This window comes from Thermococcus eurythermalis, from assembly GCF_000769655.1.
GTDB lineage: Archaea > Methanobacteriota_B > Thermococci > Thermococcales > Thermococcaceae > Thermococcus > Thermococcus eurythermalis.
Genome location: NZ_CP008887.1, coordinates 908,432 through 921,382 on the forward strand (window position 1 = coordinate 908,432; position 12,951 = coordinate 921,382).

The window sequence follows — 12,951 nt, forward strand, 5'->3', positions numbered from 1 at the left end:
TTCCCGTCTATTTTTGTTCATTTCCCGTCAAAAAGACTAAAAACTGCTGAGCGTATCTCTTCCGGTGGTCGGAGTGAGAATCCTCATCATCGGTACCGGCGGCACCATCGCGAGCGCGAGAACCGAGAAGGGCTACAAGGCCAAGCTTACCGCGGGAGAGATACTTGAGCTCGCTGGGATAAGCGGAAACGGCGTTAAAATCGAGACGCGTGACATACTCAACCTCGACAGCACGCTCATCCAGCCAGAGGACTGGGTGACGATTGGAAAAGCTGTTTTTGAGAGCCTTGGCGACTACGATGGCATCGTCATAACCCACGGGACCGACACGCTCGCCTACACCTCTTCCGCTCTGAGCTTCATGCTCAGGCACGTCCCAATTCCAGTCGTCTTGACGGGCTCGATGCTCCCAATTACGGAGTCCAACAGCGACGCTCCCAGAAACCTGAAAACGGCCCTGACCTTCGCCATGAAGGGCTTTCCTGGGATATACGTCGCCTTCATGGACAAAATCATGCTGGGCACGAGGGTCTCAAAGGTGCACTCTCTCGGCCTAAACGCCTTCCAGAGCATCAACTACCCGGACATCGCCTACGTCAAGGACGAGGAAGTCGTGGTAAGACACAGGCCTGAGCTACCAGAGGGAGAGCCTTCCTTTGACCCTAGGATAGACCCGAACGTTGTCCACATACGCCTAACACCAGGCCTTTCCCCAGAAGTCTTCCTGGCGGTTGCGGAGAAGGCTCACGGGGTAGTCCTTGAGGGCTACGGTGCGGGAGGAATCCCCTACCGCGGAAGGAACCTCTTCGAGGCCGTCTCAAGGGTCGCCGGCGAGAAGCCGGTTGTGATGACGACGCAGGCCCTCTACGGAGGCGTTGACCTCACTCGCTACGAGGTCGGAAGAAGGGCCCTTGAGGCAGGTGTCATACCAGCGGGGGACATGACGAAGGAAGCGACGCTCGTAAAGCTGATGTATGTCCTCGGTCACACAAAGGACGTTGAAGAAGTGAGAAGAATAATGGGAAGAAACCTGGCCGGAGAACTCAGCTCAGCTTTTTGAGCTCCTCGTCGCCGACTATGAGGGGCCTCTTTGCCTCTATGACGTAGCTGAACTCCCACTTTACTTCTCCCCTGTTCATAAGCTCGGCGTAGCGCCTGGCCTTCTCCTCGGCCTCCTGGAGAGAAGAGGCCTCTATAATCCTCCTGACGTACCACTTTCTGTCTCCAAACCTGAGCTTGAACTCGGCCATGAACATGGGCATCACCGTAGGATATTGGGCAATGCCTTTTAAAACGTTGGCCAAGTTCTGCGGGTAAACATGAACGGTGGAAAAACAAAACGGGTTCGTCTCAAAGCTCTAAATTCAAAGCTCGGCCGCCATGTACCTTCCGTCCCTCTCGAAGGCCTCGAAGACCTTGTCCCCTTCTTTCGTCTTCAGCTCGATGAGGACTTTCTTCGGAGTCTTTTCGACATCGGCTTCGACCCTCTGGTCGCTTAAAACTTGAATGAACGCATCTCCAAGCCTTTCAAACTCGAAAACGAGGTTTTCGCCATCCCACCTTGTACCGCGGAAGCTGACTCCACCCATCCTAAAAGTTACTTCAAGAACCACTTTCAAAGCCTTCACCGAGTGGAATATGAAAGAGGGGGTTAAAAAGGTTGGCCTCAGGCCTTCTTCAGCTTCACTATCTCCTTGGCGAACTCCTCAAGGACTTCCTTCCTCATGCCCTCGAAGAACTTTATCGAGCCTGCGTAGCTGTGGCCGCCACCCTCGATTCCAGCAGAGGGTAGCTTCTCCTGGAGCCTCGGGATTATGGCGTTGAGGTCGAAGTTGTATGCTGCCATCCCGTCGCTGGCCCTGACAACCGCGAAGTCCGGCCCGTAGGCGAGCGTGAGTATCGGCGAGTCCTCACCGTACTTCTCCTTGAAGTGGTCGTGGATGAGGCCGGAGAGCTTGCCCGGGCTCGGGTAGCTGAACTTCGGTGCGAAGAGCTCCACGTCTATTGTGTTGAACCTTACCCCGTTCGGCAGGACGACGCTCTTGACGTGCGGCAGGGACGCCTTCAGGGCCTTCTCCTGCTTCTCCTTGACCTCCGGGTAAATCGCGTTTATCAGCTGGCGGTGCCTCTGCAGGTTGCCCGTGAGGAGCAGAATCTCGTCTATTATGCCGTGTCCGTCCATGAACTTCCAGTAGAAGGCCTCGTGGTCTATGACCTCGGCGATCTTCTTCAGGTCTTCCTCGGTAAGGCCCTTAGCCTTCTTCGCTATCTCAAGGTACTGGTAGAACTCTGGAGCTTTGCTCCTGTCGCCGGTCCCGGCTATCGCTGGCAGGTGCTTTATCCTGTCCTCGACCTCTGGGTTGATGAAGCGGGCCACTTCAGTTGCAAGCATTCCCGCGGTGAGTTCGTAGTAGCCGCGCTTTATGTGGTGCGGGTTGACGTGGACGTCAACGTAGTCATCGACCTTGGCCTTGTCCTCGCTAACCCACTCGCGCGGGTCGTGGTGGTCTATGACAACTATCGGGACGCCGTAGGCCTTTATTCTCTTGTAGGCAGGAATGTCCTCGCTCGTTCCTCCGTTGTCCACTATCACGACGAGGGGGAGAGGGTCGCCGAACTTCTCGTGGTCTTCGACCATGAAGATTATGTCCTTGAGAACGTCCTCCAGTTCGTAGAACGGCGCCCTGCTGGGCCTGCGCTTGAAGAGCTTCCACCTGGCCTGCGGGTCTGGGGAGATGCTCTCTATCAGCGGGACTATCGCATATTCGAGGGCAAGCCCTGCGGTGTAGCCGTCGGCATCGGCGTGGTGCCTTAAAAGGATTGGCCTGCCCTCGTAGATGGCGCGCCTTATCATGAAGGCGGCCTTCATAATCTTCGGCTTGAGCTTCTCTAAGACCTCGCTCTGGACGAGGAAGCCAACGTCCTGCGGCTGGGCGCGCTTGTCGAGCTCGGCCTCTATCTGCTGCTTAACCCTCGCCGCATCGGGGCCCCAGAGCCTCGCCATGTCGCTGACTTCTATCTGGATTTCGCCGGAGTGGAACGCTATCTTCCCTACCACTTCCACGATGTCGCCGACGTTTATGTTCGGGTACGCCCTAACGCCCGGCGCCTCAAAGGCGGCCGCCCAGGTTATTCCGGTTCCGTCGGTTATCGTGAAGACCGTCGGTCCGCCGGTGACCTGTATCTGGGTAACCCTACCCTGCACCCTCACGGTCTTGCCGGCCATGTCCTTGCTGAGCTCGGCTATCGGGGTAACCGGGAGCTCCTTCTTAACGACAACTGTCTTGTAGTGCCTCTGCGGGGACTCGATGAGGTCTATCTCCCTCTTGTCTGGCCTCACGTCAAGGACCTGGACGATGATTTCGTCGCCGGGCTTGTACTCTCTCCCGCCGAGGAGGTCCTTTCTCTTTATCAGGCCAACGACGTGTGGGTTAAGCTTGACGAAGACGCCAAAGCGCTCTACCCTGTCAATTGTTCCCTTGTAGAGGCTTCCGACCTCAACGTCCTCGTAATCACAGGTCTTGTCGAGGATGTAAACGACCTTGTACTTCCTCAGGCAGTCCGGGCAGACCCATGTGGTCTCCATTCCGGGCTCCCAGGGCTCCTTTATCTTGCCGCAGATGTCACAGACGAGCACTTTGCCTGTCCCACCGCACGTCGGACAGGTCTCGTAAACCGGGACGGTGCCTTTGCCGTGACATTCAGGGCAGGGTATTTCATCTACCTCGTCCTCAACACCAAGGTAGTCCAGGTTCCTGTAACCCTTCAGCTTGTCTCCTATCTTGAAATCAGCCGGAACGTAGCCCCATCCCTCACAAACGGGGCACTCCTTCTCGCCTGCTTTTACCTTTCCAGTCCCGTGGCACTCAGGACAGTCCTTAACCGCCATCTTCTCACCCGGCTAAGGTTGAGGTTTCAGCTTAAAAACGTTAAGCAGGTTCGGACTGTTTTCATCTTTGTTTGGTGGTTCGAACCTACACAATGTCCTACACAAATCGCTTAAAAAATTTCATGTATTATTTCTCATTAGGTGGTGACAGTGTGCCCGTGGGGTGATTGGCTTTGAGGTTCAGACAAAAGTTGTACCTGGTCGTTTTTGGGACTGCCATAGTCATAATGCTCATCATGGCACTTGCACAAATTCGGGGAATCGAAGCGATGGGGGCCTCGATGGAGAAAACAATGGGACCGACGATGAGGGAGCAGGCCAGGAAGATTGCCCTCCTTGAGAGCGAGAAGTACGCCCTCATGATAGACGAAAGGCTCCACCCCCTTAAGCTTGTGGCGGATTCTTATGCCAGTGCAATAGGAACCGAGTATATGATGGAGGAATACATACCCCACTACTCGCAGACGGATAATTTCTGGAACATCGTTAAGAAGAAGCTGAATGAACTCAAGGCCTCGGACGATTCCATAATAAATGCTTATTACGCCGATAGGAATGGGAGGCTGGAGATAGTCCCTCCAGCAGAGCTTCCTCAGGATTTCGACGCGACGAAATCTGTTTGGTATCAGCGGGCCGCAGAGGAGGGCCAGTTCTGGATGGAGCCGTACACAGACATAATCACGAACAAGACTGTCATAAGCTACATAACACCCGTCCACTACAACGGTGATTTGAAGGGCGTTCTGGGTGTTGATATTGACTTCTCAGCCCTCTACAAGGAAATGACTTCCACCAGAATCGGCGAGACCGGTTATCTTTTTGTCATAAGTCACAACGGAACCGTTGTAATTCACCCCAACGCTGAGCTTATTGGCAGTGTGAACATCTTTACCGATGAGAAGTATTCCGGGCTCGCCAGTGCGGTGAAGGGCAATGAGAAGGGCGTCGTTGAGGCTGAACTCGACGGAAAGACCATGGTGATGGCCTTCGCGAGGAGCGAGGTTACCGGCTGGACGATAGTTGCAGTTGCCCCAGAAGACGAGCTTATCGGTGCACTGGTGACATCCCTTGACAACGCTAAGTCCGAGGCCTCGAAGAACCTCATTTTCAGCATCGGCCTTGCCTCGCTTATAGCCTTCGGCCTCGTGCTCGCGGGCGTTCAATACCTCAGAAAAGCGTTGAAGCCAATAGAAGAGCTCACGAACGCAGCGGAGCTGATAGCCCAGGGCAGGCTCGAGGAGGCAAAGGAGCTCGTTGGTTCCATTGACTACCCCTACCGCGACGATGAGATTGGAAAGCTCCTTACCGCTTTTGAGGCAATCTCGCGCGACGTTATTGGAACCCTCAACGGCGTCATCCAGAAGCTCGAACGCCTCGCTGAGGGTGACCTGAGCAACGGTTTGAGCGTCGAGGCCAAGGGGGACTTGATGGAAATAATAACGGCTCTGCGAGAGACATCGGCTAAGATGAGGACGCTGATAGGTAACATCCGCCATATCGGTTTGTTACTTGACCAGCAGGCAGGCGAACTGGCGCAGATTGCTGAAAACGTTCGCGGTTCGATGGAGCAGGTCGGTGAGGCCATAGAGCAGGTCAGCGTCGAAGCCCAGAGACAGCAGGAGAGCATCAACGAGATTACAGAGGGAATGCGTCTCGTTGCCCAGGTCACCGAGGAGACTTCGAGCATAATGGAGGAGTTTGAGAGGGCCGTCGAGGAGGTAACGAGGACGGCATCTGAGGGTGGACGGAAGGGCGACGAGGCCATACGGGACGTTGAGAGCATCAAGCGCTCGATGGACTTCATTGACGAGGCAGTTAGGGCTGTAAGTGAGATGAGCAAGAGGATAGGTGAGATAACCCAGACGATAGGGAACATCGCCGAGCAGACGAACCTTCTGGCTTTGAATGCCGCGATAGAGGCGGCACGTGCTGGGGACGCAGGAAAGGGCTTTGCGGTAGTTGCCCAGGAAATCCGCGGTCTGGCCGAGGAGAGCAAGGAGGCCGCCGAGAAAATACGCGAAATCATAGCCGAGATGGACGAGAAGGTCAGGAGGGCCGTTGAGGAAACGAAGAAAGGCGTTGACACGGTTTCAAACTCGACCGAGACCCTCAAGGAGAGCCTCGGCTACCTCGGATACGTAGCGGAGATGATTGGCTCGATAGGCGAAAGGGTCTCTGAGGTAAAGGAGCAGGCCGAGAGGACGAAGGAGGAAGTCGAGAAGGCCCTTAGGGCCCTTGAGAACCTCGCCGCGAGCGCCGAAGAGACAACCGCCTCTGCCGAGGAGGTCAGCTCGGCGATGCAGGAGCAGAGGGCTGAGATAGAGGCCCTGAGCGAAGAGGCCAGGAAGCTCAAGGAGATAGCGCGGGAGCTCCGCGAGAACGTGGAGCAGTTCCGCCTTTGATTCTTTATGTTTTCCCTTTGGAGTCCTGGTTTTGTTTTCCGTATTGTTAACCTTTATAACCTCCCCCGTGAAGTGATTCTCGCGATGATGAGTGAATCCAATGCTGATGAGATGATGAGCCCCAAACCTGAGCACTGGATTGACGAAGAGCGGCAGGCGAGAATGGAGATGCGTCTTGAGGAGTTGTACTCGAGTATCGAGGAGCTAAAGAGAGAAAACGAAGCCAGGAATGCCCCGGATAAGCTCGGCTGGGACGACATTGCGCAGGAGATAGTCGGTGCCGTTACCTTCGCCCTCCCGTTCCTCTTCACGGCGGAGCTCTGGGACATAGCCAAGGATATATCAATCGAGCGCTCCTTTCTGGTATTCCTTATGACTCTCGGCCTGGCATACCTGTTCATAGTTAAATCCAGGATAGGGAACCTGAAGAAGGAGGAGCTCTTCCACATCCCCAAGAGGCTCCTGACTGTCACGGGGATATCATATTTCATATCCGCCGTTCTGATATACATTTATGGGATAAACGGCCTGGCGCACTTCACTCCCGGCCAGTACATCAACGCGACCATACTCGTAAGCACCTTCGCCGTGATAGGAGCAATAACAGTGGATATGGTGAAGTGAATGAAGTTAATAACCGGAAAAAAGTGGGAAGGCTTTGCTGGTGAAAACGCCGTTCTGTTCCCCGAATACCAAAAGAACAGGGACGAGCTCGCCGATTTCGTGAACTCCCTTACGGGAGATGAGACCGTCGTTACAGCGAGCCTTGAGCTGGTTGACTTAATCGCCTGGAAGTTCAGGAAGGGCGATGAAAACGTTCTGATATACTCCGACACGAGCAAAAGCCTGACCCTCAAAGAGGTCTATGAGCTGAGGAAGTACCTCGACTTCGACGTCCGCGGCGGTTTTTCCGGAGAAAACGCCCGGACGGGCGTCCTCTTCGTCGAGGGAAAGACCGACTCCAAGTTCTTCAAGGCCGTCTTCAAGAAGCTCTTCGAGTTCAGAGAGAGCCGGGAAGTCCCCTACAGCCTGCGCTTTATTGAGCGGGTCTTTGAGCGCGACAACTTCGACCTGCTGGGGCGCGAGGACGGTGTTTTTCTCGCGGTTATCCCCAGTGAGGGCAACTCTGGGGTGATAAGGAACCTCGGCAACTTCCTCAGGGCTATGGAGGTCTTTGATTTCACGGTCGAGAGGCTCGGCGTGGCGATAGACATAGATGAGGACAGGGAGGCGGCCCTGGCGTCCATAGCCGGAAAGCTCTCCGGGTTCGAGCATCAGAAAACTCCCCTCGGCTACCTCGTCGGAAAAACCGAAGTGATTCCGCTGATAATCGGTCTCCCCTTTGAGGACGAGCTGATAGAGTGGAAAAAGCCCACAGTCGAGGACTTGATGCTCCACCTCATATCGAGGGAGGGTCTGCTTGAGAAGATAAAACCGGGGCTCAGGGCCCTAAATGAGAGCCTCGGGAGGAAGCTCAGGCCGAAGGAGGTAATGTACCTCGCACTCTCTGCCTACGGCCACTGGGGCAACCTTGAGGGCTTCTACGAGCTGTTCGTCATGCGCTCCCGCTTCAGGAACCTCAAGGCAGTTTTGAGAGAGGCGGGCCTCATGGAGGGTCTCACATACCTCGCATGGAGGGAGAGGGGCCGTTGAGTTTTTAATTTCCGGCGGGGAATTCAGACCGGTGGTGGAGATGAAGCTCGTTTCATTCGACGTCTGGAACACCCTCTTGGACATCAACGTCATGCTCGACGCGATGGCCGTTGAGCTGTCCAAGCTTATGGGGACGTGCATCGTCGACGTCGTCGAGGGGATGATTGCCACCCGCGAGAGGATAAAGCGCATGAGGGCAGAGACCACTGGAGACCCGGCAAGGGCCCTTGAGGAGAGCCAAGAGATGCTGGCTGAGCTTCTAGGAACGGACATCGAGATTGTGAGAAGGGCTGCTGCGAGGGCTACCCTCAACGTCGGCGATGAGATAGTCCTTCCGGGGGCGAAGAAGGCCCTTGAGGGTGTCAAGAAGAAGGGCCTAACGGTCACGGTTACCGGCAACGTGATGTTCTGGCCGGGCTCATACACGCGCCTCCTGCTGGAGCGCTTCGGGCTGATGGGCTTCATAGACAGGACTTTCTTCGCCGACGAGGTTTTCGCCTACAAACCGATGCCGGAGATGTTCGGAAAGCCGCTGGAGACCTTCGGCGTGAAGCCGGGGGAGGCGATTCACATCGGGGACACCTACGCCGAGGACTTCGAGGGTGCGCTGAGGGCAGGAATGTGGGGGGTCTGGATAAACCCCGAGGCCGAAGGGGTCAGAAAAATCCACGAGAGGGGCTTCGAAGTGCCGAGTGTCGAGGGGATTCTAAAGGTGCTGGAAAAAATAAATGAAAAAGGTTGATAGTGGTTTGCTTTCACTTCTTTCCCTTCGGCTTCAGCCACGCGCTCAAACCCACCTGCTTCGTCTTCTGGTAGCGCAAATCCTCCTTCCTGTAGCCGAAGGCCCTGAGAATCCTCTCAACGGCGGGAAGAACCTGGTTTTCGATGTAGTATTCGGCGTCGTACTTGTGCTTCGTCGGGTCGAACTCGTCAGCCGGAATCGCCCTGTCGCCTATCCTACCAGAGCCCTTTAGGACGATGTAGCTTATCACCGTTCCAGGACGGATTTTCACTCCCCTCGCCGCGAGGCGCTTTGCTACTGCAACGTGTGGACCTGTGGCTTTGTAATCCTTCAAATCGCGTGTTATCTGCTCGTGGATTACGAGCTTCTCGGGCGGGACTTCATACTTGCTCAGCTTTTCGGTCACCTCCTTGACTATCCTGACTGCTTTTTCGACGTCACCGTGCTTAAGTATCGCCTCAAGAACCCTCGCCTGCGTCTCCTTCGCTATCTCGCTCCAGTCACGCCTCACAATCTCCAGCCCGCGCGTGGTTATCTTGCCCTCCTCGTCTATGACCGCGTACTTCTTCTTCGTGACGAAGAACCCCCTCACGTAGAAGCCCTCGTACTCAAGTTCGAGCAGGCCGGGCAGTTTGGCGTTGATGTACTTGAGGAACTCCTTGGCCTTCTTTTTCACAGTTTCTGCATCTGCTCCTGGTATTGTGGCAAAAAATCCATCAGTGTCTGCGTAAAGCACTTTGAAGCCAAACTTTTCCTCTATTTCATGAATTGTGGTCTCTATGTACTCCCTTCCCCACGCGGTCACGCTCTCGGCGCACTCCCTGCAGTACCAGCGGGCCTTGGCGTAGCCGTAGTAGCCGTAGTAACTGTTGTGCGCGTAGAGGAATCCAAAGCCCGCCAGAAAGTTCTCGTCCTCCTCAACGCTCAGGTCGTAGACGTAGCCTTCATAGTTCATCTTTTTGACTTCCACGACCTTATCGAGGATGATGTCCCCACTGATAAGCCATTCTATTCTCTTGGCCTTCTCCCCCTCGAGTTTTTCACTCTCAACGAGCTCTTGGAACTTTTCGTAGCTCATATTCCTTTGGAAGACCTTACCGAACGTTTCCTCAAGCACTTCCTTTGGAATAACGTGGGAGTAGTAGGCGTTTTTCTTCTTTTTGTACCCCGTGAAAGGAAGTTCCTCGTTCACGTAGACCCTGTAAACTCCGCTGTCGTGCCCGAGCTTAACCGCTGAAACGCCGAGCGAATTGAGGAGAAGGACGAGACCGTTTGCAAGGAGCTCGCTTTTCGTTGAGAGCCTGACCCTCTTGCTCGGGTGGACGTCCCCGTCTCCTATGAAGTACCCCTCAAGGAACGCCCACCTGACGTCTTCCGGCGACGTGAAAATTACCTCTGGAACCCTCTTGTTCTCGGCCAAGGTGCCGCAGAGGCTCTCAAAGATTATATAAGCCATCTTCCTTGGGATTTCAACGTAGTTCCTTCCGCGCCGGGCCTTTCCAAAGAACTCCCTCGCGAGGTTCTCCATGTCATCAAGAACTCTCTCGTCCTCGTTGTAGAGCTTCACGGTGTAGCTCCACCCGTTTTTCTGGTTCCTCTGCTTGCCCGCGTAGCCCTCGCTCACGTAGTAGCCGAGGAGCTTTGCAAAGTCTTCGTCAACCTCAATGAGTGACTTTATTCTGAAGCCGTTCCTTGTCCCCACCTGCCACTCATTGAGTTCTTCCTCTGGCATAAGGGAAATAACATCGCGAACGGCGTTGAATTCTATAAGGTATTCTCTTTTGTTGCCATTGTAACGAACGACCTCAGCTAAGCGCTCGTAAAGTTTCCTGTACCTTTTGAGTCCTTCTCTATCAATGATCTCATAGCCGATTTTTCTCAGCTTTACGTAGCCGAGGCCTTCGAGGTGTCTCAGGTAGCGCCTCGCAGTTCTCGGTCTCTTTTCCTCCCCAAAAATCCAGCGAAGGGTTCTCAGCATTCCCTTGAAGAAATTCTTTCTGCCCTTTGCTGGAATCGTAAGGATTATGTCCTCCGTTTCTTCCTCAGGCAGTTTTAGGAGGAGTTCAACAAGGTCCAGCCGTTCATACCTCTCGGGCAGGTGCACGCGTCTTGGAACCGCGAGGAGGTCTCCAGCCTTAATTTCTTCACCAGGCACTTCGACGAGCTCTCCATTTCTGTACGCGAAAAGGCTGTGGCCTTTGGTTACTGTTATCTTCCTTCCTGAACTCAGGGTTATTTTGTAGACATCTCCTGAATAGCGGTGCCTTATCACGGCCTTCACGGGCATTAAGCGGGCTTTCTTCGTCTTCCTGTCAAAGGAGACCGCGCGAATTCCGCTGACTTCAAGAACCTCAGTGTTTCCGTCCCTTTTGGCCCTTCCCTTTTCGTCCTTCATGAGTCCATCCACGAACTCGCCAATCCTGACGAGCTTGACTTTTCCGTTCTCAACTACCGGAATCCATTCCTCTGGCAGGAGGCTGTTCGCCAGGATTTTGATAGCCCTCTGCCTGTAATCGAGGATTTTCTTCTCCAGCGGGTCTATTGTGGCCTTCATCTTTTTCTTTATCTTCTGTCTCTCCTCAAGCAGGTCGCCGAGGAGACTTGGTATGAAGCCTGGAAAGTCCTTACAAAAGCGGTGCCCAACCTCTGGGGCGACGTCGTACTCTTTACAGCCCTCGCGGTTGAGGGTGTCCGGCGAGACGTTGTGGGTTATGATGATTGAGGGGTATAGGCTCATGAAATCTAGGTAGACAATGTTCTCCCACAGCCCGCGCTCGGGCTCCTTAACGTACCCACCCGCGTAGCTCTCGCGCCGTCTCGCGAGCTCCCTCTCGTCGGGCTTGTTTGGGGCCAGTTCGTTCCTCTCGTAGGCCTTCCGCAGAAGGAACCACTCGACGAGGTTGCCCGTGCTCGAGCGCGAGACGTCCCAGAGGCTCTGACCTATGAGCCTTGAAAGCTGGGCCTCCATCGGAAAGAACTCCCTTCCGAGCTCGTAGGTCACCTTCGCGTCCTCCATCGAGTAGCGGGCAACCCTTTCAAGGCCCTCCCCGCTCTCCCAGGCCTCTGTTATCTCCTCGGCGTAAACCTTCTCCTTAGGCTTTCCAAAGACGGCCTCGTACACTGCCTCAAGGGTGTAAGTCGGGAGGTTTATCGTGCGCCTTATGACTGGATAGAGGTCGAAGTGAATCCTGCCCTTTACCTCGACGGCAAAGCGGTCGCCCATGCGCTGGATTTTCGGCTCGCTTCCGTCTCTCCCGAGCGTGAACTTTATCCCGAGTTTCTCACAGCGCTTTTTTAGATAAGCGAAGTCGAAGTTGTCGCCGTTGTAGGTGATGAGCACGTCGGGGTCCTTCTCCTTGATGACGCGGAGGAAGCGCTTAATCATCTCCTTCTCGGTCGAAACGACCTCAACGTACGGAAGGTCAATCCTCTTCCAGGTTATCACCCTTGCCTCGTTCTCGTCGGCGTAGCTTATCATGAGAATCGGTCCGGTTCCAAACTCCTCACCCTCATGGTAGAGCGTCTCGATGTCGAAGGCGAGCATCGTGAGCTCCTCGTCGCCCTCCATCGGAATCAGGCCCTTGTCGATGAGGTAGCGCTTGGCGAAGGGTATGTCGTACTCGTAGATGTCCACAACGGCCGGATGCTCCCTAATCTTGTCTCGAATCGCTGGAACGTCCTGAGGGTGCGTGAAGTAGAGCTTCCAGACCTCTATCGGCCTGCCGAGGAACTTCCTCTGCACCTTCTCGGCGCGCTTCACCTTCACGACCGTCCCATGCCTTTTGGCGGTTACTTTCTTCACGTCTTCTATTGCTGAATCGTCCTTCAGGAGGGCGTAGAAGTAGGGCTCGAAGGTTCTGTCGTACTCGATTTTAAACTCGCCGTTCTCCTTCTTGAAGACCCTTATCACAGGCTTCCCGTTCTCGGTGATGTAGTCGGTATCGAGAATCATGACAACTCACCACGCAGGTTGTTCAAAATCCGGTGGGCGCTCTCACTCTCAAGCCTCGCCTCCTCCTCATCGAGAAGGGAGTACTCAACGCCAAGCTTGTCAAGGAGAAACGCAAGTTCATCTAACCTCATATCGAGCAACTCTGCGGCTTTCTCAAACGTTATCTGGTGGCTTACGAGCAGTCCAATCACCTTTAGGAAGCGCTCTTTCTCACGGTAGTCTTTGAACAGGGGAAAGTTAAAGACCAGCCTGTCAACCTCTTCCATGCTCCCACCGTTATGAAATTGCACTCGGGACTAATAAACCTCACCGC

Annotated in this window: 10 protein-coding genes; 5 read left to right on the plus strand and 5 right to left on the minus strand. The window is 54.6% G+C overall.

Annotation, left to right across the window (positions count from 1 at the left end; translation table 11 throughout):
* Nucleotides 1–73 precede the first annotated feature (73 nt).
* The gene (locus TEU_RS04835; protein ID WP_050002708.1) at nt 74–1,060 is read left to right on the plus strand and encodes an asparaginase; all 987 of its coding nucleotides are present in this window, start codon (nt 74–76) and stop codon (nt 1,058–1,060) included.
* Here TEU_RS04835 and TEU_RS04840 read toward each other — a convergent pair.
* From TEU_RS04840 to TEU_RS04850, 3 genes are all read right to left on the minus strand, one after another.
* The gene (locus TEU_RS04840) at nt 1,044–1,256 is read right to left on the minus strand and encodes a hypothetical protein (RefSeq protein WP_050002709.1); all 213 of its coding nucleotides are present in this window, start codon (nt 1,254–1,256) and stop codon (nt 1,044–1,046) included. The two genes, TEU_RS04835 and TEU_RS04840, sit on opposite strands and share 17 nt — an antisense overlap.
* A gap of 108 nt (nt 1,257–1,364) precedes the next feature.
* Nucleotides 1,365–1,619 (minus strand): hypothetical protein, encoded by a 255-nt coding sequence (locus tag TEU_RS04845; RefSeq protein WP_050002710.1) that lies wholly within the window; start codon nt 1,617–1,619, stop codon nt 1,365–1,367.
* A 47-nt stretch (nt 1,620–1,666) separates the two neighbouring features.
* Entirely contained in the window at nt 1,667–3,889 is a 2,223-nt protein-coding gene (locus tag TEU_RS04850) for a DHH family phosphoesterase (protein WP_050002711.1), read from the minus strand.
* Between the two features lie 173 nt (nt 3,890–4,062).
* Here TEU_RS04850 and TEU_RS04855 point away from each other — a divergent pair, with 173 nt between their 5' ends.
* The 4 genes from TEU_RS04855 (at nt 4,063) to TEU_RS04870 (ending at nt 8,686) form a co-directional block, all read left to right on the plus strand.
* Entirely contained in the window at nt 4,063–6,291 is a 2,229-nt protein-coding gene (locus TEU_RS04855) for a methyl-accepting chemotaxis protein (RefSeq protein ID WP_050002712.1), read from the plus strand.
* A gap of 84 nt (nt 6,292–6,375) precedes the next feature.
* Nucleotides 6,376–6,915, plus strand: a complete 540-nt coding sequence (locus TEU_RS04860) for a DUF2391 family protein (RefSeq protein ID WP_169741389.1) — start codon at nt 6,376–6,378, stop codon at nt 6,913–6,915.
* Nucleotides 6,916–7,944, plus strand: a complete 1,029-nt coding sequence (locus tag TEU_RS04865; RefSeq protein ID WP_050002714.1) for a DUF3226 domain-containing protein — start codon at nt 6,916–6,918, stop codon at nt 7,942–7,944.
* 40 nt (nt 7,945–7,984) lie between these two features.
* A complete protein-coding gene (locus TEU_RS04870) occupies nt 7,985–8,686 on the plus strand; it encodes an HAD family hydrolase (protein ID WP_050002715.1) in 702 nt (233 codons plus the stop codon).
* 13 nt (nt 8,687–8,699) lie between these two features.
* On the opposite strand, the gene TEU_RS04875 is transcribed toward TEU_RS04870, so the two are convergent.
* On the minus strand, nt 8,700–12,638 hold the full coding sequence (locus TEU_RS04875; protein WP_050002716.1) for a DNA polymerase domain-containing protein: 3,939 nt from the start codon (nt 12,636–12,638) through the stop codon (nt 8,700–8,702).
* The gene (locus TEU_RS04880) at nt 12,635–12,904 is read right to left on the minus strand and encodes a hypothetical protein (protein ID WP_050002717.1); all 270 of its coding nucleotides are present in this window, start codon (nt 12,902–12,904) and stop codon (nt 12,635–12,637) included. Before TEU_RS04880 ends, TEU_RS04875 begins: the two co-directional genes overlap by 4 nt.
* Nucleotides 12,905–12,951 lie beyond the last annotated feature (47 nt).

Coding starts and splice junctions, on each gene's coding strand:
- TEU_RS04860 (WP_169741389.1), top strand. CDS start 6,376: ATGATGAGTGAATCCAATGCTGATGAGATGATGAGCCCCAAACCTGAG.
- TEU_RS04880 (WP_050002717.1), bottom strand. CDS start 12,904: ATGGAAGAGGTTGACAGGCTGGTCTTTAACTTTCCCCTGTTCAAAGAC.
- TEU_RS04850 (WP_050002711.1), bottom strand. CDS start 3,889: ATGGCGGTTAAGGACTGTCCTGAGTGCCACGGGACTGGAAAGGTAAAA.
- TEU_RS04875 (WP_050002716.1), bottom strand. CDS start 12,638: ATGATTCTCGATACCGACTACATCACCGAGAACGGGAAGCCTGTGATA.
- TEU_RS04870 (WP_050002715.1), top strand. CDS start 7,985: ATGAAGCTCGTTTCATTCGACGTCTGGAACACCCTCTTGGACATCAAC.
- TEU_RS04840 (WP_050002709.1), bottom strand. CDS start 1,256: ATGTTCATGGCCGAGTTCAAGCTCAGGTTTGGAGACAGAAAGTGGTAC.
- TEU_RS04865 (WP_050002714.1), top strand. CDS start 6,916: ATGAAGTTAATAACCGGAAAAAAGTGGGAAGGCTTTGCTGGTGAAAAC.